The organism is Clostridium taeniosporum (genome assembly GCF_001735765.2).
Classification (GTDB): Bacteria; Bacillota; Clostridia; order Clostridiales; family Clostridiaceae; genus Clostridium; species Clostridium taeniosporum.
On sequence record NZ_CP017253.2, the window covers coordinates 1,026,152 to 1,047,673 of the forward strand.

A 21,522-nucleotide genomic window follows, 5' to 3' on the forward strand; every position below is an offset into this window, starting at 1 on the left:
TCTATTTATCTACATAAATATTTATACTTATTAATAATATAAATGATATACTTAGATTATTATGTCTTGATTTAATATTATCAAAGATATCAAGAAAGAAGAAATAAACATTAGCACATAATAAGTTTTTAAAAAACTTTTAATAAAATAAATAATATCTCTTATTGCATTGCATATATAGTTAATGTATTATATAATATAAATTAAATTAAAGCTTGCAAAGGAGTATACTATGAGAGGCGATTTTAGAAATATATTATATTTTATTGGTGGTACATGTATATTAGTATTAGTAATATCATTATTTTTAAGTATATTGCCATATATATTATTCGTTGGAGTAATTGCCTATCTTTTAATAAAATTAATATCATTTATTAAAAGAAAAAAAGGTAAATTAAATGAGAATATAAAACAAGATAAAAATGTATATGAGAATAATAATAATTTTACATATGACTCAAATGATGAATTCGTTGGTGAGATAATTGATGTTGATTATGAAGAAGTAGATAAAGATAAAGATAAAAATAATGCATAAAGTTGTTACATTAGTTAAAAAATAAATTTCATATTGAATATAAGAAAGAGATAATAAATCTTAAGTTATAGATTCTTTTTATCTCTTTTTATTTTTAGAAAAAGAATAAATGAAAGTAGTATTTAAAAACTTATTATGATATAATATTAACTACAATAAATAGTTGAGGTGAAGAAGTGATATGGAAAATAAGCAATCAATCAGTTTCTTAAAATTGTTATTAGGAGCATATTTATGTATAGGTTTAGTGCTTTTATTAACTAGTAATTTAATTTTTGATTTAAGTCTAAATTCAGTGTTAATTGCTGGAATATTTGTGTTGTGTGCAGTAATATATGGAATACTTAATAGAAAGAAAAAATATATTATGGTAGGTGGAACAGTAGCTGTAGCATATATTGTTTTATTAGTAGTATGCAGTCCGATAATTAATTATAGTTCTCATAGAAATTTAATAGGAAATATTAATGAAGTTGATTTTTCAAGTGAAATACAATACATAGATTTAAATCAATTACCAACTATAGATAAACAATTAGCCGAAAAATTAGCAGATAAAAAATTAGGAGAAATTGCAAGTCTTGGTAGTCAAGTTTATGTTGGAACATTAGATTTACAAAGTATAGATGGTGAATTATATTATGTAGCACCATTAGAGCATTCTTCATTATTTAAATGGTTTACTAACAGAAAGGGTACAGCAGGATATATAAAGGTAAGTGCAACAAATCAAAATGACGTTCAATTAGTAACACAATTAAATGGAAAAGATCTTAATATAAAATATTTAGATTCATCTTATTTATTTAGTAATTTAAAAAGAGCAGCATTTCTTAGAGATATGAAGGCTGGGCATACGGATTATACATTTGAATTAGATGATTCTGGAAAACCATACTGGGTTATAACTAGATATGATAATGCTATTGGAATAGCAGAAAAAAAGGCGGTAGGTGCTTTAGTAATGGATGCACAAACAGGAGAAGCACAAGCATACAATATAGATAATTTACCTAAATGGGTAGATAGGATTCAACCAGCGACATATATAAAGAGGTATATAGATAAATGGGGAGAGCTGGTTCATGGAATTCTAAATTTTAGTGATAAAGACAAATTAAAATCAACTTCTGGTATGAATGTTATTTATAATAATGATACATGTTATTATTATACAGGAATAACTTCTGTTGGTAATGATGAAAGTTTAGTTGGATTTACTTTAACTAATACAAGAAACGGAGAAACTAAACTATATAAAACAGCAGGAGCTACAGAATATGCAAGTATGGAATCGGCAGAAGGTAAAGTACAACAATATGGTTATACAGCAACATTTCCTTATTTAATAAATATTCAAAATGAGCCAACATATTTTATGACATTAAAGGATTCTAGTGGATTAGTAAAACAATATGCTATGGTTAATGTAAAAAATTATAATACAGTTGGTGTTGGAGATACCCTTCAATCAACTCTTAATAAATATTTAGAAGTATTAACTAATACTAATATTTCTTTAGAAGGTGGTAATAAGGAAGAAACTGTTTTAGGTGAGGTTGAAAGGATAGGTGTTGTTATTAAAGAAGGAGCAAGTATATATGATGTTAAATTAAAAGGCATAGATAACATATTTTCAATTTCTACTGAAACATCTAGAGAAGTAGCATTAACCAATATAGGTGATTCAGTATCAATAAAGTATATTAATGTTGGAAATAGTAACTATGTAATAACTAACAATTTTGAAAATGTATCATTAAATGGTACTAAAGTAAATAAAGAATCAGAAGCTAATTAAAAATTGAGCTATATTGCTAAGTTAAGCAATATAGCTTATTTATTACATGTAAGATATGAAATATTTTTATGTAATTTAATATTTACAAATAAAAATAATATAATTAATAAGTTGATAAAAATTATTTGTATAAGATTAATAAACAAAGATAGTTTAATTAATACTAGACTTTAATAGTTTAGTAGCTTCATTTTCGCTTATATCCTTAACAACTCTTATTTCATCTATAAGTAATTTGCGTGCTGTATTTAATATTTGTTTTTCTGTAGAATTAAGTGCTTTTATTTTATTTATAACAGTTAGATTATAAAAGACATCAACGCTATCTTGTAATAAACCTGATTTTATTTTATTTAAATTTATTTCATATCTTTGTTTAGATGGAAGATTTATCTCCTCAGGATTAGATGTGTCTTGGATATGGTTTAAGATATCTTCTAAAGTATTAATATTATTAACCATACGTAATTTAGAATTAGAAATTCTGTCTATAGGTATCATTATTTCTAAACTATTTTTTAACATTTGTATTATACAATATTTTTTTTTCTTACCACAGAAAAATTTTTCTTCTATTTTTTCCACTATTCCTATTCCTTGCATGGGATAAACAACTTTATCACCAACTTTAAACAAAAAAACACCTCCTAACATAAGTATATATATTTATAGTATAACACTTATTCAAAAATTTAATCCAAATTTGTAATAAATATGGAATAAGTTAAATTTAAATATTAATATAATAAGTTACCGTTATATTAATATTTTGTAATATATTAATATTTAATATGTATATATGTAGCAAATAAAAATAAATTTATTATTAAAAACAACAGATTAATAAATAAGGTATATTCTCTTGATTATTTTAAAGGTATAGTGTAAAATTAAGGTAAATAATTACAGAAATTTACATTTATTATTGGATTAAAGCCTGAAATATTATAGGGAAAAGGTGGCCATTAGAATGAGAATTAAATATAAAAAAATTTTTAGATTAGGAAAGAATATAAAAATTAAAATATCTACAAATGGTGATATAACTATTATAACAAAGTATAAAGACGATAATATCTCAGTAAATAAAAATAGATTAATAGTATATGGAAAAAATGGAATTATAAAAAAGCAAAAGAAGCTATGGTTGTTTAAGAAGAAAAAGTTAAATCTAAAATCTTTTATAATAGGGATTAAAGAAAGAAAAAATAAATTAATAAATAAACAAATAATAAGAAAAAAAATGATAGATTCAGATATAGAATTAAGTAAGGGCATAAAAAAATATAAAATTTCAAGATTATGTTTTTGGTGCTTTTTAATTTTAACTTTTATTTTGAGTAAGAAATTAGAATTTGCAATTCCTAGTATAATATTATCAATTTATTTTAGTATACAAGCTTTTAATAATATAAGGTATAAAAAAGCATATTTAGTAACCAATAGCATAAGTAAAGATTTATCATTTATGAATTTATATAATAAAGAAAAAGTAAACGAATTATTAAATATATTTAGAAAACATTATGGTAGTGATGCCAAAGAATATATTCAATTAAAAAATGCTATTAATAAGTTCCAAGAATATGGTATTAATTTAGCTAATGATTTAAGCAATCTAGAGATAGAAGATGTATCATATTATTTAAAAAACATTAATTTAAAAAAAGAAGAACTTAGAAATAAGGCATATGTAAAAAATAATGATGAGAATATAAAAAATAATTTAAAAATAAAAAGAGATAGAAATAGAACGATAAATTATATATCATCATTCGATAATAATTTTAGTAATAAGTTGGCAATTTTATGCAGAAAGAATGTACAAAATAATATAGATGTAAAATTAATAAATAGGGCAATAGAATTTTTTGAAGATGATGAAAATTTGAATCAAAAAAATAAGAAAAAGGCAGTTGTATCTAAAGAAAATAATAATTTAACTGTCTATTTTTATAAAAAATCTTCTATACTTTAAAATAATGTATTGATTTTAATTACTAATATAAAATTTTCAAAGAAAGTAGCTTTTACAATAAGCTGCTTTTCTTATTTAAGTAAAGAAATAATTTAATATAGATAAATAATAATAGCTATGCTATTATTATATAGGAAAAAAATATATATATAACAATAATTTATATTAAATATAAGTTAAACATAAGTGATATGGAGGAATTTATATTATGCAAGATATAATGGTAATAGGTATAGCTGGAGGAACAGGATCAGGGAAAACTACTCTATCATTAAATATTAAAGAAGAATTTGATGATGATGTGGTTATACTTTCCCATGATTATTACTATAAATCTAACGATAATATATCATTAGAAGAACGTAAAAAATTAAATTATGATCATCCTAATTCTTTTGAAACTGATCTTTTAATAGAGCATCTTAAAAAATTAAAAAATGGAGAGACTATTAATCATCCAGTATACTCTTTTGTTGAGCATACTAGAACAAATGAAACAGTAATGGTTAAACCAGCAAGAGTAATAATAGTTGAAGGTATATTAATTTTTGAAAATCAAGAATTATGTGACTTAATGGATATAAAAGTATTTGTAGATACAGATGCTGATGTTAGAATTATTAGAAGACTATTAAGAGATGTTCAAGAAAGAGGACGAGACCTTGATTCCGTTATTGATCAATATCTTACCACTGTAAAACCAATGCATGAAGAATTTGTAGATCCTAGTAAGAAAAGAGCTGATATTATAATTCCAGAAGGTGGATGCAATATAGTTGCACTTAGTATGTTATTAGAAAGAATACGTAGCTTTATATAAAAATATTAATTAAGTAATTTATAATACATATATTATGAGCAGATATCAATAATAAATTGATATCTGCTCTTTGAAATTAATTATTTAAAAAATGTTATGTATATCAAAATATATAATTTAATATTAGACTCAGTTTTATTTTATAAAAAGTATTATTATAGATTGAATTATTCCAATAAATCCACCTAAAATAAATCCTAGTATTTCAATATGTTTAAGTTCTTTTTTGGCAACAGATATTATTATACTTTCTAATTTATATAAATCAAGAAGATTGATTTTTTCTTCAATAATTTTTTCAATATCTATTCTTTCTTTAGCCTTTGTTAAAGTAATGTTATGTATATCATCTATTATAGGATCTAATTCATTATTAATCATTTCATCAACATAGTTTTTAATCATAGAATTAAAAGGAGCAGGAATAAAATTAAATTTTTCTGAAATTAAATTTCCTATTTTATTTTTTATGTATTCATTAAAGCTCTCTTTATCTTCTTCTTTTATTAATTCTGAAAATAAATCTTCGACAGACAATAATTCATTTGCAATAACTTGACCAATATTTTTAGCTATTTCTTTTTGTCTTTTTGGAATAAGTCCTATTATTTCTATATTAAATATAGGTATTTTTATAGGGTTTATTGGCCTAAATAATAATTTAATAGCTAATATATTAGTAATCCAACCTATAAGACCACCAATTAAAGTTAAAAATAATATTGTTAATAAAATATGTGTCATAGTTAAAAGAATTCCCCCTTATTTAATAATAAAAATACTTAAATAGTATATCATATTGTAAATAAAACTAAAAGAATATAAAAAGGGGAAAGTATCTTTATTAATATTTAAAGTACTCTTTCTGCAATATTAGTAGAATGATCACCAATTCGTTCAAGATTACTTATTAAATCTAAAAATATAGTACTAGAACTAGCTGAGCATTTCTTTTGATTCAATCTTTTTATATTGCTTTCCCTAAGTTTTTTTTCATATGCATCAACCTTTAATTCAATTTCTTTAACATGCTTAGCATTGTTATAATCACTATGTTCATAACATTTTAAAGCTAAAGTTAAAGCATTAAGAGTTTGCTCATACATACTCATGAGTTCTTCAACAGCATCTGATGGAATTGTTATACTATTATTAATTTTTTGACTAGCTAATTCTACTATGTTTTTTGCATGATCACCGATTCTCTCTATGTCATTAATTATATGAAAACTTGTACTTAAAATTTTACTATCAGGATCAGGCAATTCATAACTTGACAACAAAACTAAATAATCTGTTATTTCTTTTTCTAAAGTATTGATTATTTTTTCATTACTATATACTTGCTTTATGTATTCTTCATTTTCAATTAAAAAAGATTTCATAGCTAGTTCTATATTTTTTTGTGCAATTTTTCCCATTCTAACAGTTTCATTAAAAACTTGTCCAGTTGCAACAATTGGTGTATCCAATAAATTTTTATCTAAATATATTGCTCCTTCAGTCTCTAAACAATCATTACCTGGTAATATTTTGTTTGCTAATAAAACAAGGTGTTTTGATAAAGGTAATAAAATTATTGTACTAGTAATATTAAAAATAGTATGAGCGTTTGCAACTTGTCTAGCAACATCTGTAGGATTAATATATTTTATGAATGAAGTCAATGGATTTATAAAGGGAACAAATATTAATACGCCTATAACATTAAAAAAGAGATGTATTAACCCAGCTTTTTTTGCAGTTTTATTTCCACTAGCAGATGCTAAAAGTGCTGTAACGCATGTCCCAATATTGCATCCAAATATAACTGGTAATGCTACATTCATATCAATAGATCCAGTTGTAGCAAGTGCTATTAATATACCAGTTGTTGCTGAAGAACTTTGAACTAGTGCAGTCATTAAAAGTCCACAAAAAACACCTAAAAGTTTATTGTTTCCAACTAGGATTAAAGTTTGTGAGAAAATAGATGATTCAGTTAATGGCTTCATAGCATTAGACATAAAATTCATTCCTAAAAACAATATACCAAAACCTAATATTATAGAAGATATATCTCTATGCTTTTTTTTATTTGCGATTAATAGAGATATTGAACCTATACCCACAAATAAAGGTGCAATATTATCTAATTTGCAAGAAATTAATTGCGCTGTTATAGTTGTTCCAACATTTGCTCCCATAATAATACCAGCTGCTTGTATAAGATTTATAAGCCCAGCATTAACAAAGCTAACAACCATTACTGTTGTAGCTGAAGAACTTTGAATTAGAGCAGTTACGAGAGCTCCGATGAACACTCCCATATATTTATTATTAGTTACTTTTTCTAAAATACTTTTTAGTTTTTCACCTGCAACGTTTTCAAGTCCGTCTCCCATAAGCTTCATACCAAAGAGAAATAGCCCTAATCCCCCAATTAATTCGATAAGCATATTTATAGCATTCACACGTATCTCTCCTTTGAAATAAAAAAGTAATTAAGTTTTTATATTTACATATTATAACTTTTAATAAAGCAAAAGTAAAATTAAAAGTTATAATATGTAAATTTATAAATTATTTATTTAAACCTAATCTATAAATTTTAAGTTTTTTATTAAACCATCATAACCTATTTTAGTATTAGTTAAAATATTAGTTGCATTTTCTAGGAAAATTTCAGGATTAGCTAATGCTGGACTAAAATGAGTCAAAATTAACTCTTTACATTCACTTTTTTTAGCTAATGTAGCACTTTCTCTAAATGTCATATGTTTATTTTTTATAGCTTTTTCTATATCATCATCACTACCATAAGTACCTTCACAAATAAATAAATCACTATATTTGATAAACTCTGGAATAGCTTCAGTAGGTCTTGTATCAGTTACATAAGATAGTTTAATGCCTTTACGCAGATTGTCTAAAACTAAATCAGGAGTATATATTTTATTATCATAATTTACAATTTCCCCATTTTGTAGTCTATTCCATAAAGATTTAGGGACGTTATTTTTAGAAGCTTTATCTACAGAAAATCTTGGACGCCTTTTTATATAAAAACTATAACTTAAACATGTAGCAGAATGGTCAACTTCTAATGATGATAAAACAAGATTACATTTATCTTCATTTTTACATAAAGAAATATTATTTTTATTTACTAATAAGTTTAACTTGTTGTTTTCTAATTCTATAACTTCTAATTCATATGGAAGATATGGATTTATAACATTTAATCCAGTAACAACTTCATTTATTCCCTTTGGTCCAACTATTGTGACTTTTTCAGTTCTTCCAGAATTACCCATTGTAGAAAGTAGACCAGGTAACCCTATTATATGATCGCCATGTGAATGGGTTATACAAATTAAATCTAAGGATTTAAATCCCCAGCCTATTTTTCTCATAGCAACTTGTGTTCCTTCACCACAATCAATCAAAATTTTTCTTCCATTTATATTTATTAAGGTTGAAGATAAAAATTTATCAACCATTGGCATACCACCAGTTGTACCTAAAATACATAAATCAATCATAAAAAGTCTCCTATCTATACTATGATAAAATTTGTCTATATTATTATAATAAGGATAAAATATAAATAATTCTAGTTTTATTTTGTGTTATTAATAAAATTTTTATATAATATTTTTAGATAAAGTATTGCTTTTAGGGGATGGCTTTGAATAAAAAATATGAATATATTTTTATGGATTTATATGGTGCAATAACTACTTCAATGATTGGAATAACCAAATCAATATAATATTTGCTAAAACATTTTGGGATCAATATTTAAGATATTAATTAGTTTAATAAGAATTTTATTGAAAGCTATCTATAAAGAATTTATAATAAGTAATAATAGTATTATTTAAATAACTATTGTAAAGAGAGGTAAAAATGAAAATCAATTGGAATGAGAAATATAACACAATATCAATGTATACATTTATAGTTGTAAGCGCTATTATTGTATTTTATTTATCTATATCTGAATTTGGAATATTATTAGGTAAAATAAGTGGAATAATAGTTATATTGCAACCATTTATAATAGGTTTTTCAATGGCGTATATATTAAATTTTATTTTAAAATTTTATGAGAAAAGATTAAATAGATATAATAAATTAAAATCTCTTAGTTTTAGAGCTAAGAGAGGATTAGGATTATTTATTACATATGTTACAGCTATATTATTAATTGGTGTTTTTATGCAATTTGTATTACCGCAACTAATAGAAAGTATAATAGGTTTAGTAAATGATGTTCCAAAATTTATTAGTGAATCAACAAAGTTTATTAATAATTTAATGTTAGATTTAAATATTTCAGAACAGTATCTGCCATTAATAAATAATAATTTTAATAAATTTATTGATTACATAATAGAAATTGCAACAAATTTATTACCTGTTTTAGGAAGCTTAGTTACTAAAATAGCATCTAGTATTTGGAATATCGCATTAGGAATGATAATATCAATTTATTTATTAATAGATAAAGAAAAATTCTGTGCTATGAGCAAAAAAATAACATATGCTATTTTTCGTAAAAATGCTGCTGAGAAAGTTATAGAGATAACTCACAGAAGTAATGATACTTTTGGAAAATTTTTAATTGGAAAAATATTGGATTCTTTTATTATAGGGGTATTAACATTTATAATATTAACTATATGTAAGATGCCGTATGTTATATTGATATCAGTAATCGTTGGTATAACTAATATTATTCCATTTTTTGGACCTTTCATTGGAGCTGTTCCGTCGGTAATAATAATTTTATTTCTATCTCCAGTAAAGGCATTATGGTTTTTAATTATAATATTAGTAATTCAACAGATTGATGGAAATATTATTGGACCTAAAATATTAGGAGATTCTATTGGAATATCTGCTTTTTGGATATTATTTTCAATATTATTTGCAGGAAAATTCCTTGGACTAATAGGAATGATTATAGGAGTGCCTTTATTTGCAGTAGTATATTCTATTATAAAAGAGATAATAGAAGCAAATCTAAAGAAAAAGGGTTTAAAAATAAAAACTAAGGACTACATATAGAATTAAAATGTAAAACCTTGATTTTAAAATGAAAATGTTGATGTATAAATAATATTGAGTTAAAAAAATATAGGATATATTCTAATATATCCTATATTTTTTTATTATTAATAATTTAGAGGATTTATTATATATAATGTATAATATGTTTGGAATATTATAATTATGATTTGAGAGAAAGGTAAAGATTCACATATATTAAACAGTTAACGATGATTTAAAGATAAATTTATAGAGGTTTTAGATGGCGAAATTAATAACTTATATAATGGACTTGTAGTAGTTGATACATGAATAGGTGATAAAAATTATAGGCAAGTATTATCCACTAAAAGTAATTTTTAAGATTTTGTTTTTAATATATAATTTACTTAACATATAAATTAAAGTAAAATTAAAATTCAACTATGTAAAATTAGGAATTAAAATTTTGTTGTATGTAAAGTTTTTCAATATAATAACGAGTATTTTTATAATAGATTAATTTAAATAATATGCATAACTTATTTTTTATAAAATTTATTATATAAAAATATATTATCTAGGAGGAAATATGAAAAAAATATCAGCAAAGATAATCACAGCTATTTTATTTTTCTGTTTAATAACATCAGTTATAATAACTACATTTAATGCAATATTAAGTAAAAAAACTTTAAGAGTAGAAGCAGAAAACACTTTGATGGAAATGTCAAAAAATAATGCACAAAATGTAAATGAAGGACTTATTTCAACTAAGAATTATACAGAAAATATAGCTGATTTAGTATCTACAACTTTCAATAGTGATGTACTTTATGCAGATGATAATTATGTAGATAATTATATGAATATGCTTAATCCATTTGTACAAAAGCTAATGTCAAATAATGATAAAATATTAGGTGTCGCACTTATAATAAATCCGGAACTTACACAAAATATGCATCAATTAATTTTAGAAAGAAAAATAGGGGAAAAGGATATAACTAAAATTGATAAATTCAAAAAAGAAGAGTTTTATAGTTCTAATCCTGATATGAAATGGTACTATGACCCAGTAAATGCAAAAGAAGCTGTGTGGAGTGATCCACATACTGATAGAAGCTCAGATAGCATGAGAATTGCATATACAAAACCAATATACATAAATAATAAATTAATAGGTGTTATAGCATTAGATTTATTTTTTGATAATTATAAGAATATGATTAATGATGTTACTGTATATAATAATGGACATGCATTTTTACTTAATAAAGATGGGAATTATTTGGTAGATAAAAATTATACAGAAAATGATAATATAAAATCTACTTTAGGGAATAATATAGATATTGCTTCTAAAACAAGTGGGATACAGTATTATAAAAAAGGCAATAAGGATTCAATAATGGCATATTCAAAGTTGCTTAATGGAAATATAATGGTGATAACTGCTGATGAGCATGATATATTTATGAAAATAAATAATAGTATCAGATTATCAACATTAATTACTTTTATAGTATGTATTATAATTTCAGGAATAGCATTAATTATTGGTAGAAGAATAAGTAATCCTATAATTTTTATAACAAAACTAGTAAATATTACATCTACACTTGATTTTAGTGATGATAATAAATTTTCAAAAATTGATAAATTTAAAGATGAAACTGGAATAATAGGTAAAGCGGTGTTGAATTTACGTAAAATAATAAAAAATACTTTAATTGATATAAAATCTTGTTCAGATGATACATCTATTCAATCCAATAATTTAAGAATGATTACAGAAAAATTAGAAGAATCAGTTAGTTCTATAAATGAAACTGTATTAGAATTATCAAAGGGTGCAGAAGAACAAGCTATGGAAGCTCAAGTGGGATCAGAAAAGTTAGGTGAGTTATCTCAAAAAGTAGAGAATATAATTGAAATAACAAAAGAATTTAATAAACATTTCTTTAAATCAAAAGATTATAATGATAAAGCAGTTAATTCAATTGACAAATTAATAGAAAAAATAGAAGTAACAACTGAAATAGGTAATAAAACTAATGAAAATGTTAATGAATTATCAAATAAATCATTACTTATAGGTGAGATTGTTTCAACTATAGATAACATATCTGAACAAACTAATTTATTAGCTTTAAATGCTGCTATAGAAGCTGCAAGAGCAGGAGAAGCTGGAAAAGGATTTGGAGTAGTTGCAGAGGAGATAAGAAAATTATCTGAGAAAACAGCAGAGGCAACAAAGAAGATAGAAAGTATAATTAATGAAATTAGATTTGAGATTGAAAGTACTAAAGATAATATAAATAAATCTACGGAAAATATTTTTGAAGTAAATGAGTTTATGAATGATTCTAAAAAATCTTTTAATGATATAAAAGTATCATTTGAAGTTATGACAGAACAAACAAATAAACTAATAGAAAATATTAACAATGTTGATGAAAGTAAAGAAACAGTGGTTAATGCTATACAAGGAATAACAGCTATATGTGAAGAATCAGCTGCATCGACAGAAGAAGTTTCAGCTACAATACATGATCAATTAAGTTCAGTAAATCATGTTAAGGATGCTTCAGAAGATTTAAATAAGTTAGTAGAAAAACTTGAAACTATGGTATCAAAATTTAAGATATAATTTAGAATTAGATTTTTTAAAAAGAATATTTATAATTTTTATAAAAAACCGTGTATTTAATAAGAGATATTTCTTTTATAATACATGGTTTTATATTTAATGTTTATAAATTATGTGTTGTTATTTTATTTGATAAATTAGATATATATGTTCAATTCTCAATGATTAATCAATAAAGAAGTTTCAATGAAGTTTTTAATACTATGAATATTAATTATTAGAACTTATATATTAAATTATTTTTTATGAATTAATTTTAAAACTAATATAAAAAGAATAATAAGATATTTATAAAGTATAATTAAGAATTGGTAATTAAATAAAAAAATTGAAAATCAAAATAGAAGTTAAAATTAAATTATTATTAATGTAAGCTAACAACTAACATGATACAATGGTAGTTGAAATTTTAGAGTGAATTTGTATATTTAGTTTATATTGATAGTGTAAAATACGCTATGAAAAAATATCTTTGAAAATTAAATAAAGAAATAATCAATATAAGCTAAAATTTATGAAATTATGTTTATATTAAAAGGGAGATTTTTATGAAAAAAGATATATTTACTATAACTGAAGTAATAGCAATTGTTATGGATTTAGCAGATAAGCTAAAAGTTTATGAATTATATGGATTTGAAGATGAAAGCGAACTACATATTACTAGACATTTAAATGATAAATTGGAAAGTTTATATTCTGTTGAATATGATGATTTTTTATGTAGGTGTTCTGAAATTGCAGAAGATATTTTATCTATAAAAACAGGAGAATTAAATGAATTAAATCAATGTCATGAAGAAATAGGATTTTTAGCGAAGAAAAAGCTTAAAGAGTTTTTAATTGATATTTAATATTCTTGTAATAAAATTAGGTTTATTAATAAAGAATTTAATTATTGAATTTTACATCAATTAATATAAAAGTATAATATATATTATACTAAAAGTTTATACTATATTTAACTATATTTAACTATAAAATAATAGTAGGTTATTTTGTATATATACTATACTAAATAACCTACTATAACTATACTCTATTTAATAATATAAAAGATTATCCTATATCTTATATCTTTTATAAAATATTGTTAATGAAAGTAAAAAAGATTATTATAAAATGATCTAGCTTTTGGAATTACTTATTGTATTCTTTGGTATTGTTATTTGAATTTTTCTAATGTTATCATATTTTATATAGCCGTCTTTTTTATGTAAAATTACAAAACATGGTATTTGATATTTTTATAATAACATTCAATAATTTGATATTAAGTGAAAAAAAAATTACTTTTTTATTAATATAATAATAAAAAAAGTATATTTAATTTTAAATTATATAAAATTAAATATACAAAAATATAAGTATTGTAATTTAAATATTTACTTATATCATGAGAAAATACTTTATGTTATAATACTTTCAACAGTTAATTTTTAAAAAGAATAAATATAATTTACTAGATTTAAATGGGTATAATAGAATGTATAATAATTTTTATAAGAGGGTATAAAAATGGATTTAAATAAAGTACTTCAAGTATCTACATTTGCAGGAAAAATAATGTTAGAAAGTGGAGCAGAAACCTATAGGGTTGAAGAAACCATTTGTAAAATTTGTACTTCTTTTGGAGCAGAACAAGCAGATAGTTTTGTTATTCCAACAGGAATTATGGTATCTATTTCAAACGAAGATGAAGCTGTTTCATTAGTTAAAAGGGTTACATCTAGAGGTGTAGATTTAAATAAGATAGATAAAATTAATGATTTAGCCAGAAAGACGCAAATGGAATCTTTAAGTATAAATGATTTTTATAAACAACTTGTAGAAATATCTAAAGGAGAAAGATATTCAGATTTATACACTCTTTTTTGGGCTGCTATTTCTGGAGGATCTTTTGCATTATTATTTGGAGCTGATGGGAAAGATTTTATATCTGCTACTTTAATTGGTTTAGCCATAAAGATAGTAGGTATTATTTGTAGAAGATTTAATATTAATGAATTTTTTATAAATTCATTATGTGGTGCTATATGTGCGTTTTTGGCAATAATATTTATTAAAATTGATATAGGATCTAATTTAGATAAAATAATAATAGGTTCGATCATGTTACTTGTACCGGGATTAACTATTACTAATGCTATTAGAGACACAATTGCAGGTGATTTACTGTCTGGTATGACAAAAGCTCTTGAGGCATTTTTAGTAGCTGTTTCTATAGCTATTGGAACAGGTGGTATTTTAAGTATTTTTATAAATGCATTGGGAGGAGTGTAGATGATTAAAGAAATTATAATTTCTTTCATAGCTTCATTTGGTTTTGGAATTATGTTTAATATAAAAGGTAAGAAATTATTTTTTGCAGCAGTTGGTGGAGGAATAAGTTGGTTTGTTTATTCTTTATTATTAAAACTAAATTTAAGTAATGTTTTATCATTATTTGTTTCATCAGTTGTTTTTAGTATATATTCTGAAATATGTGCAAGAATATTAAAAACTCCTGTCACAACTATAGTTGTTTGTGCTTTAATCCCATTAGTTCCAGGTGCAGGAATGTATTATACAATGTATGAGATAATTACAGGCAATATTCTTCGTTCATTAGAAGTTGGAATGAATACTTTAGCTAGTGCAGGAATGTTAGCACTAGGAGTAATTTTTGTATCGACTATAACACGTCAAATTACTAACTTTAGAAGAATAAAAAAATTGCGTTTAGAAAATAAAAAAATAATTAAAAATTCTTAAGTTATTTAATATTTAGTCTATGGAGAAGTAAGATTAATATAATTAATGTCATAACTATTAAAAATATTTATATAAGAGTATAAGTTAATTAATCTAAAAATATAAATAATTCGTCAAAACAAAATATGGCAGGAATTAATGGTATTGAAAATATGATAGTATTAATTCTTGTCATGTTTTATTTCTTTTAATTATTAAAATGTGATTGTGCTATTGATTATCAATTGATAATTAATTAATTACTTAGATAAATAATTAACATTTGCATATATTTTAGCGTACTATATATTAATTCGAATAAATAAGACATTTATTTTATTTTCAATTGAAAATATTGGAGGATTTTTTATGAAAGAAGTAAATAGTGAAGAACGCTTAAAAATAGGGTATAGAGTAAGTATAATTACCATAATTGCAAATTTATTTTTATCTATTATTAAGATAGTAATTGGAATAGTGGCCTATAGTAAGGCTATATTGGCAGATGGTGTACATTCTTTATCTGATGTGTTTAGCACAATTGGAGTTATAATAGGATTAAAGTTATCAAGTAAAAAGGCTGATAAAGAGCATCCTTATGGACATGAAAAATTTGAAAGTTTAACTTCTGTTTTTTTAGGAATAATGCTTTTATTAGTTTCATTAGGAATTGGATTTTCAGGCGTAAAAAACTTGATATATGGTACTTATTCTATTCCAGGAAGTTTAGCGATATTTGCAGCGATAATATCTATTTTATTTAAAGAAGCAATGTACTGGTATACATTAAAATATGCAGAAAAAATAAATAGTACATCATTAAAAGCAGATGCTTGGCATCATAGAAGTGATTCATTATCTTCAATTGGTGCTTTAATAGGTATAATAGGGGCAAGAATGGGATTCACTATGTTAGATCCACTAATTGCAATAGTAATAAGTATTATAATAATAAAGGTAAGTTATGATATTTTAAAACAAAGTATAAACCAACTTATGGACACATCAGTTAATGATGACATGATAAGAGAAATGAGAGAAGCTATATATTCTATTTATGGAGTAAAAAATATAGATAATTTAAAAACAAGACTACATGCTAATAAAATATATGTAGATGTTGAAATTTCTGTAGAATCTGAAATTTCAGTTGAAGAAGGACATAATATTGCAATGAATGTTCATAACATAATTGAAGAAAATAAAGACGTAAAACACTGTATGGTTCATGTTAATCCTTTTATAAAAAAGAAAGTTTTATAAAAAACTATTTTAGTAGTGTGTTGATATATGCTACTTTGATTATATTAACATATATTAAAAACAGAGTTTATAAAAAAATAAAGTTCATGATTTTAATGTAATATTTAGAAATCATGAACTTTTTACTTTAATTTCTTATTATTATGTACGCCATATAACCTATGTATAATCCGATTAATAAAAACCCTTCAAGTCGAGTTAATGTCTTTTCTTTTGATTTGTTAAAGAAAACCAGTCCTACCATTAATATATTGACAAATATCAAATAAATAAAGTCTGTCAGTAGAGTTTGTGAAACTGATATCGGATTTATTAAAGAAGATAATCCTAATATAAGTAGTATGTTAAATATATTTGAACCTAAAACATTACCTAATGCTATATCATTTTCTCCTTTTAATGCAGCAACAATAGAAGTAACAAGTTCAGGAAGGGATGTACCAATAGCTACAATGGTTAATCCAACTAATTTTTCACTCATTCCAAGTGAGAAAGCAATATTAGTAGCTGAATCTACTACTAAATTTCCACCAATTATTATTCCAGCCACACCTATTATCATAAGTATTACTTTATGTAGAATATTAATTTTATTATTAGAATTATCTAGTTCATTACTTATTTCTAAATCATCTTTATTAGAAATATTTTTGCTTTTCTTTATTAAAAATATTATGTAAGCAACACATATTAATACTAGTATAAAACCATCTAATCTTGATATAATATTACTATTAAACATAAATAAACTATCAAATGTAAATATGAACAATAATAAAGTTACTAAAGTATTTACGAAAAAATCACTTTTTACTGTTGATTTTTTTATCATAAGTGGTAAGACTACAGAAGTAGTTCCAAGGACCATAAGAGTATTAAAAATGTTAGAGCCCATAACATTTCCTATTGTAATTTCATTACTTCCATTAATACCTGAAATTAAGCTTATTGCAAGTTCAGGAGCGCTTGTTCCTAAAGAAACAATTGTAAGTCCAACTATAACAGCTGGTATTCCAAGTTTTTTAGCTATTGTCGATGCTCCATCTACAAAAATATCAGCACCTTTTATTAATAATATAAAACCAATTAATAATATAAAATAATTCATTTTTTTTGTTCCTTCCTTTTTATATAAGTATTTATATTGTAATACAGATATTATAATATAAATATTTTAATATCAAAATTTTCAAGTTTATTTTCTTTAAAATAGGAATTAGGAATTTAGATATTTAATCATCATAAATTTCATAGTATTTCTTAATAATCTACAAAGGAATATATAAAGATACATAAAATAGTATACTAATTTTTACTTACATACACAATTATACTTATAGAATTAAATATAATTTCCTTTGACATAAAGGGTTTGTATCACTTAAACTATTTAAAGATATTAAATTGAACAACTAAAAAGATAACGTAGGTTACATCGTTAAGTATAAATGAATATTTAGTAAATAAGAAAGGAGAAAATTGCTGAAAATAGGTAACATTATAAAAATATAAATTAGATATTATGTCTTAATTATATCTTACATATTTTATGTTTTAATATATATTAGAAGCATAGTAAAGAAATTTTATAAGTTTTTAGCAATTAAATACAAATGAGCGTACTTATTGTAAAAGATATGAATCATGGCTTTGGAGACAGAGCCATATTTGAAGATGTATCATTTAGATTATTAAAAGGAGAGCATGTTGGCCTTATTGGTGCTAATGGTGAGGGTAAATCAACTTTCATGAACATAGTAACAGGAAAACTTCAACCAGATGAAGGTAAAGTAAGTTGGTCAAATAATGTTAGAGTAGGATACATGGATCAACATGCAGCATTAACTAAAGGTCAAACTATAAGAGATGCTTTAAGAGATGCATTCAAATATCTTTTTGACTTAGAAGCAGAAATGAATTCATTATATGAAAAAATGGGTGATTGTACTGAAGATGAATTAAATAAAATGCTTGAAAGAACTGCAGTAATACAAGATATGCTTGATCATAATGGTTTTTATGTTATTGATCCAAAAGTTGAAGAAGTTGCAAAGGGGCTTGGTCTTTTAGATTTAGGTCTTGATAGAGATGTAGATGATTTATCAGGAGGACAAAGAACTAAGATACTTCTAGGTAAATTATTATTACAAACTCCAGATATACTACTTTTAGATGAGCCTACTAACTATCTTGATGAAGAACATATAGAGTGGCTTAAAAGATACCTTCAATCATATGAAAATGCTTTTATATTAATTTCACATGATATTCCATTTTTAAACTCTGTAGTTAATTTAATTTATCATGTAGAAGATAGAAAATTAACTAGATATGTTGGAGACTATAATGAATTCCAAAGACTTTATGAAGAAAATAAGAGAAAATTAGAAGCAGCATACGAAAAACAACAAAAAGAAATAGCAAGACTAGAGGATTTTGTTGCTAGAAATAAGGCTAATGTTGCTACTGCTAATATGGCTAAATCTAGACAAAAGAAATTAGATAAGATGGAAAAGATTGAACTTTCAGCAGAAAAGCCAAAACCAGAATTTAATTTTAAAGCTGCTAGAGCTTCTGGTAAAGCTATTTTTGAAACTAAGGATTTAGTTATAGGATATGATTCACCTCTTACAAAACCATTAAATATATATATGGAAAGGGGACAAAAAGTTGCTTTAGTAGGAGCTAACGGGCTTGGTAAATCAACATTATTAAAAAGCTTACTAGGAAAAATAAAACCTTTAAGTGGTGAAGTTCACCTTGGTGATTATCAATACATAGGGTATTTTGAACAAGAAGATAGAAGTGATAATAAAAATACATGTATAGATGAAGTATGGCAAGAATTCCCTGGCTTTACACAATACCAAATAAGAGCAGCACTTGCTAAATGTGGACTTACAACAAAGCAGCTTGAATCTCAAATAAGAGTATTGTCAGGTGGAGAAGCTGCAAAAGTTAGACTTTGTAAAATAATAAATAATGAAACAAATATATTAATATTAGATGAGCCTACTAACCACTTAGATGTGGATGCTAAAGATGAATTAAAGAGAGCATTAAAAGAGTATAAAGGTTCAATATTACTAGTATCCCATGAACCAGAATTTTATAGAGATGTTGTAACAGAAATATGGAATTGTGAAGATTGGACAACGAAAATATGTGGTTCCACAAAAAAAGATTACTAAGAATTAAAATAGCTCAAGCTAAAGTTCCTGTTTATGGGAGCAACACTATTAATGCCATTAATGTGACCAATAGAATAACTAAAATTAGAAATGTTCATCCATATAGTATAATAGTGGCTATTGATGCTGCTATTTGCGACAAGGATAAAATAGGAAAGACTAATATAAGAAAAGGATAATTGAGGCCAGGTAGTGGTGATGATAAAAAATTACCAGAGACAGGTGATATTTCTATCATAACTTTTGTCGCACCTGAAGGAATTAGAGTGGTAGAATATCAGGCGGATTTAAATTTTATTAGTTATATGGCATATGCTATTGCTAAAGGGCTAAAAGAAGCTTTAAGATAAAAGTTCTCTTCTAGAATACATTAAAAACCTGTAGTTGTTAAAATTACAGGTTTTTAGCATTTGTTAAGAGAGTAATGCTATGTGTTTTCAAACTCTTCAAAATAAGAAAAAGTACCTCACCACAGATACTTTTAGCAGAACTTTGCAGTGTTATTTATGGATTAGAACATGTTAGAGAATCTATTTATGGGAATGAAGAAGTAAGAAGTGACTTACAGCAAATAGTAGAATTTATAAATGATAGAATATATGATGAATGGGACAAGGTAGCTTGGAGAAAAGGTAGAAAACCAATAAGAAGGATACTGAACACTGGTATAAGCTTATGCTTCTTATTAAATTTTTTTTTGTGAAGATAATATAACAGCTGCAAAAGTAAAAACAAAAGAAGACAAAGTACATAGAATTGTAGATAAGGTAGCTCATTTTATGTTAGATGCAAACTGCATAAAGGCCAGACATTTTTACAAATTACCTGTCAAAGATACTATAAGTTTACACATTCTAGTTAAAAAATCTGAAAAAATTACAATTCCTGAATTTGGCTTAGATATATCTAAATCTAAAATGCTTTGGTGTATAAAACAGAAAAAGAGAGAAAAAACAGAAAAAAGAAATGATTTTATGGCCTAATAATATAAACATAAATGATAATGTTATAAATATACCAACAAAAGATATTGTATTAGAAGAAGAAATACATTTAAGCTGCACTAAAATTAACTTTAATGGAAAACTAAAAGTATATTATGAACAAAGAAAGATAGAAACACCAATAGCTGTTATAAAAGTATCTGATAGTAAATATGTTCTAGTTGTGGGTGTACAGATGCAGGAACTAATTAATAGGTAGGAAAGAAAATGAAAGAAAAGAGAGTAGCTCAGCACAGACACCCTTTGAATAAATAACTATATAAACAACTAAGCCCGAAAGCTTCTTACCTTTGTTATATTACAAAGTAAAAAATTAGACAGAAGTAATCCTGTCTTTTTATATACCTTCATCGAGCGAATCGATGGAAAATATAACAATAATAGCACTATCCAGTGTAGCACAAATTTTAAAAAATTAATACTCTTATAAGCAATTATTATACAAGAATTTACATGTATTATTTGCTTCTCTTGTATTATAGAATTCGACCATTAAAGCATTAAATTTCAACTTGTCTTTTG

21 protein-coding genes are annotated in these 21,522 nt (G+C 24.2%); 16 read left to right on the forward strand and 5 right to left on the reverse strand.

The window, feature by feature from the left end; all coding sequences use genetic code 11:
- Window positions 1-232 precede the first annotated feature (232 nt).
- Window positions 233-541 carry a hypothetical protein gene (locus tag BGI42_RS04890; RefSeq protein ID WP_069679250.1) on the forward strand — a complete coding sequence of 103 codons (309 nt, stop codon included), beginning with the start codon at window positions 233-235 and terminating at the stop codon, window positions 539-541.
- Between the two features lie 181 nt (window positions 542-722).
- Window positions 723-2,342, forward strand: coding sequence for a YrzE family protein (locus BGI42_RS04895; protein WP_069679251.1), 1,620 nt, complete (start codon window positions 723-725; stop codon window positions 2,340-2,342).
- Window positions 2,343-2,495: 153 nt separating this feature from the next.
- Here the strand turns inward: BGI42_RS04895 and BGI42_RS04900 are convergent, their stop codons facing one another.
- Window positions 2,496-2,978 carry a CarD family transcriptional regulator gene (locus BGI42_RS04900; protein WP_069679252.1) on the reverse strand — a complete coding sequence of 161 codons (483 nt, stop codon included), beginning with the start codon at window positions 2,976-2,978 and terminating at the stop codon, window positions 2,496-2,498.
- A gap of 334 nt (window positions 2,979-3,312) precedes the next feature.
- Between BGI42_RS04900 and BGI42_RS04905 the strand changes: the two genes are divergently transcribed.
- Window positions 3,313-4,320 carry a hypothetical protein gene (locus BGI42_RS04905; RefSeq protein WP_069679253.1) on the forward strand — a complete coding sequence of 336 codons (1,008 nt, stop codon included), beginning with the start codon at window positions 3,313-3,315 and terminating at the stop codon, window positions 4,318-4,320.
- Window positions 4,321-4,528: 208 nt separating this feature from the next.
- Complete coding sequence (gene udk, locus BGI42_RS04910) at window positions 4,529-5,140, forward strand: uridine kinase (RefSeq protein WP_069679254.1); 612 nt, start codon at window positions 4,529-4,531, stop codon at window positions 5,138-5,140.
- Window positions 5,141-5,275: 135 nt separating this feature from the next.
- Here the strand turns inward: udk and BGI42_RS04915 are convergent, their stop codons facing one another.
- The 3 genes from BGI42_RS04915 to BGI42_RS04925 form a co-directional block, all read right to left on the reverse strand.
- The gene (locus BGI42_RS04915) at window positions 5,276-5,884 is read right to left on the reverse strand and encodes a DUF445 domain-containing protein (RefSeq protein ID WP_069679255.1); all 609 of its coding nucleotides are present in this window, start codon (window positions 5,882-5,884) and stop codon (window positions 5,276-5,278) included.
- A 107-nt stretch (window positions 5,885-5,991) separates the two neighbouring features.
- The gene (locus tag BGI42_RS04920; protein ID WP_069679256.1) at window positions 5,992-7,593 is read right to left on the reverse strand and encodes a Na/Pi cotransporter family protein; all 1,602 of its coding nucleotides are present in this window, start codon (window positions 7,591-7,593) and stop codon (window positions 5,992-5,994) included.
- Between the two features lie 123 nt (window positions 7,594-7,716).
- Window positions 7,717-8,664: a ribonuclease Z gene (locus BGI42_RS04925; RefSeq protein ID WP_069679257.1), complete on the reverse strand. Its 948-nt coding sequence runs from the start codon at window positions 8,662-8,664 to the stop codon at window positions 7,717-7,719.
- Between the two features lie 367 nt (window positions 8,665-9,031).
- On the opposite strand from BGI42_RS04925, the gene BGI42_RS04935 reads away from it, so the two are divergent.
- The 6 genes from BGI42_RS04935 to BGI42_RS04960 all read left to right on the forward strand — a co-directional run bounded on the left by BGI42_RS04935 (window position 9,032) and on the right by BGI42_RS04960 (window position 16,805).
- A complete protein-coding gene (locus tag BGI42_RS04935; RefSeq protein WP_069679258.1) occupies window positions 9,032-10,195 on the forward strand; it encodes an AI-2E family transporter in 1,164 nt (387 codons plus the stop codon).
- Between the two features lie 553 nt (window positions 10,196-10,748).
- Entirely contained in the window at window positions 10,749-12,809 is a 2,061-nt protein-coding gene (locus BGI42_RS04940; RefSeq protein ID WP_069679259.1) for a methyl-accepting chemotaxis protein, read from the forward strand.
- Between the two features lie 548 nt (window positions 12,810-13,357).
- Complete coding sequence (locus tag BGI42_RS04945; RefSeq protein WP_069679260.1) at window positions 13,358-13,663, forward strand: hypothetical protein; 306 nt, start codon at window positions 13,358-13,360, stop codon at window positions 13,661-13,663.
- 664 nt (window positions 13,664-14,327) lie between these two features.
- Window positions 14,328-15,092, forward strand: coding sequence for a threonine/serine exporter family protein (locus BGI42_RS04950; RefSeq protein WP_069679261.1), 765 nt, complete (start codon window positions 14,328-14,330; stop codon window positions 15,090-15,092).
- The gene (locus BGI42_RS04955) at window positions 15,093-15,563 is read left to right on the forward strand and encodes a threonine/serine exporter family protein (RefSeq protein WP_069679262.1); all 471 of its coding nucleotides are present in this window, start codon (window positions 15,093-15,095) and stop codon (window positions 15,561-15,563) included.
- A 348-nt stretch (window positions 15,564-15,911) separates the two neighbouring features.
- Entirely contained in the window at window positions 15,912-16,805 is an 894-nt protein-coding gene (locus tag BGI42_RS04960; protein WP_069679263.1) for a cation diffusion facilitator family transporter, read from the forward strand.
- Window positions 16,806-16,932: 127 nt separating this feature from the next.
- Here the strand turns inward: BGI42_RS04960 and BGI42_RS04965 are convergent, their stop codons facing one another.
- Window positions 16,933-17,913, reverse strand: coding sequence for a calcium/sodium antiporter (locus BGI42_RS04965; RefSeq protein WP_069679264.1), 981 nt, complete (start codon window positions 17,911-17,913; stop codon window positions 16,933-16,935).
- 505 nt (window positions 17,914-18,418) lie between these two features.
- Between BGI42_RS04965 and BGI42_RS04970 the strand changes: the two genes are divergently transcribed.
- From BGI42_RS04970 to BGI42_RS04990, 6 genes are all read left to right on the forward strand, one after another.
- Window positions 18,419-19,996 (forward strand): ABC-F family ATP-binding cassette domain-containing protein, encoded by a 1,578-nt coding sequence (locus BGI42_RS04970; protein WP_069679265.1) that lies wholly within the window; start codon window positions 18,419-18,421, stop codon window positions 19,994-19,996.
- Window positions 19,969-20,175 (forward strand): DUF1256 domain-containing protein, encoded by a 207-nt coding sequence (locus BGI42_RS04975; protein ID WP_069679266.1) that lies wholly within the window; start codon window positions 19,969-19,971, stop codon window positions 20,173-20,175. Before BGI42_RS04970 ends, BGI42_RS04975 begins: the two co-directional genes overlap by 28 nt.
- Entirely contained in the window at window positions 20,176-20,346 is a 171-nt protein-coding gene (locus tag BGI42_RS16030) for a hypothetical protein (protein WP_158523391.1), read from the forward strand.
- Between the two features lie 74 nt (window positions 20,347-20,420).
- Window positions 20,421-20,699, forward strand: coding sequence for a ribonuclease H family protein (locus BGI42_RS04980; RefSeq protein ID WP_069679267.1), 279 nt, complete (start codon window positions 20,421-20,423; stop codon window positions 20,697-20,699).
- A gap of 76 nt (window positions 20,700-20,775) precedes the next feature.
- Window positions 20,776-20,979, forward strand: a complete 204-nt coding sequence (locus BGI42_RS04985) for a hypothetical protein (RefSeq protein WP_069679268.1) — start codon at window positions 20,776-20,778, stop codon at window positions 20,977-20,979.
- A complete protein-coding gene (locus BGI42_RS04990) occupies window positions 20,963-21,199 on the forward strand; it encodes a hypothetical protein (protein ID WP_069679269.1) in 237 nt (78 codons plus the stop codon). The genes BGI42_RS04985 and BGI42_RS04990 overlap by 17 nt, the downstream gene beginning before the upstream one ends.
- Window positions 21,200-21,522: the final 323 nt, after the last annotated feature.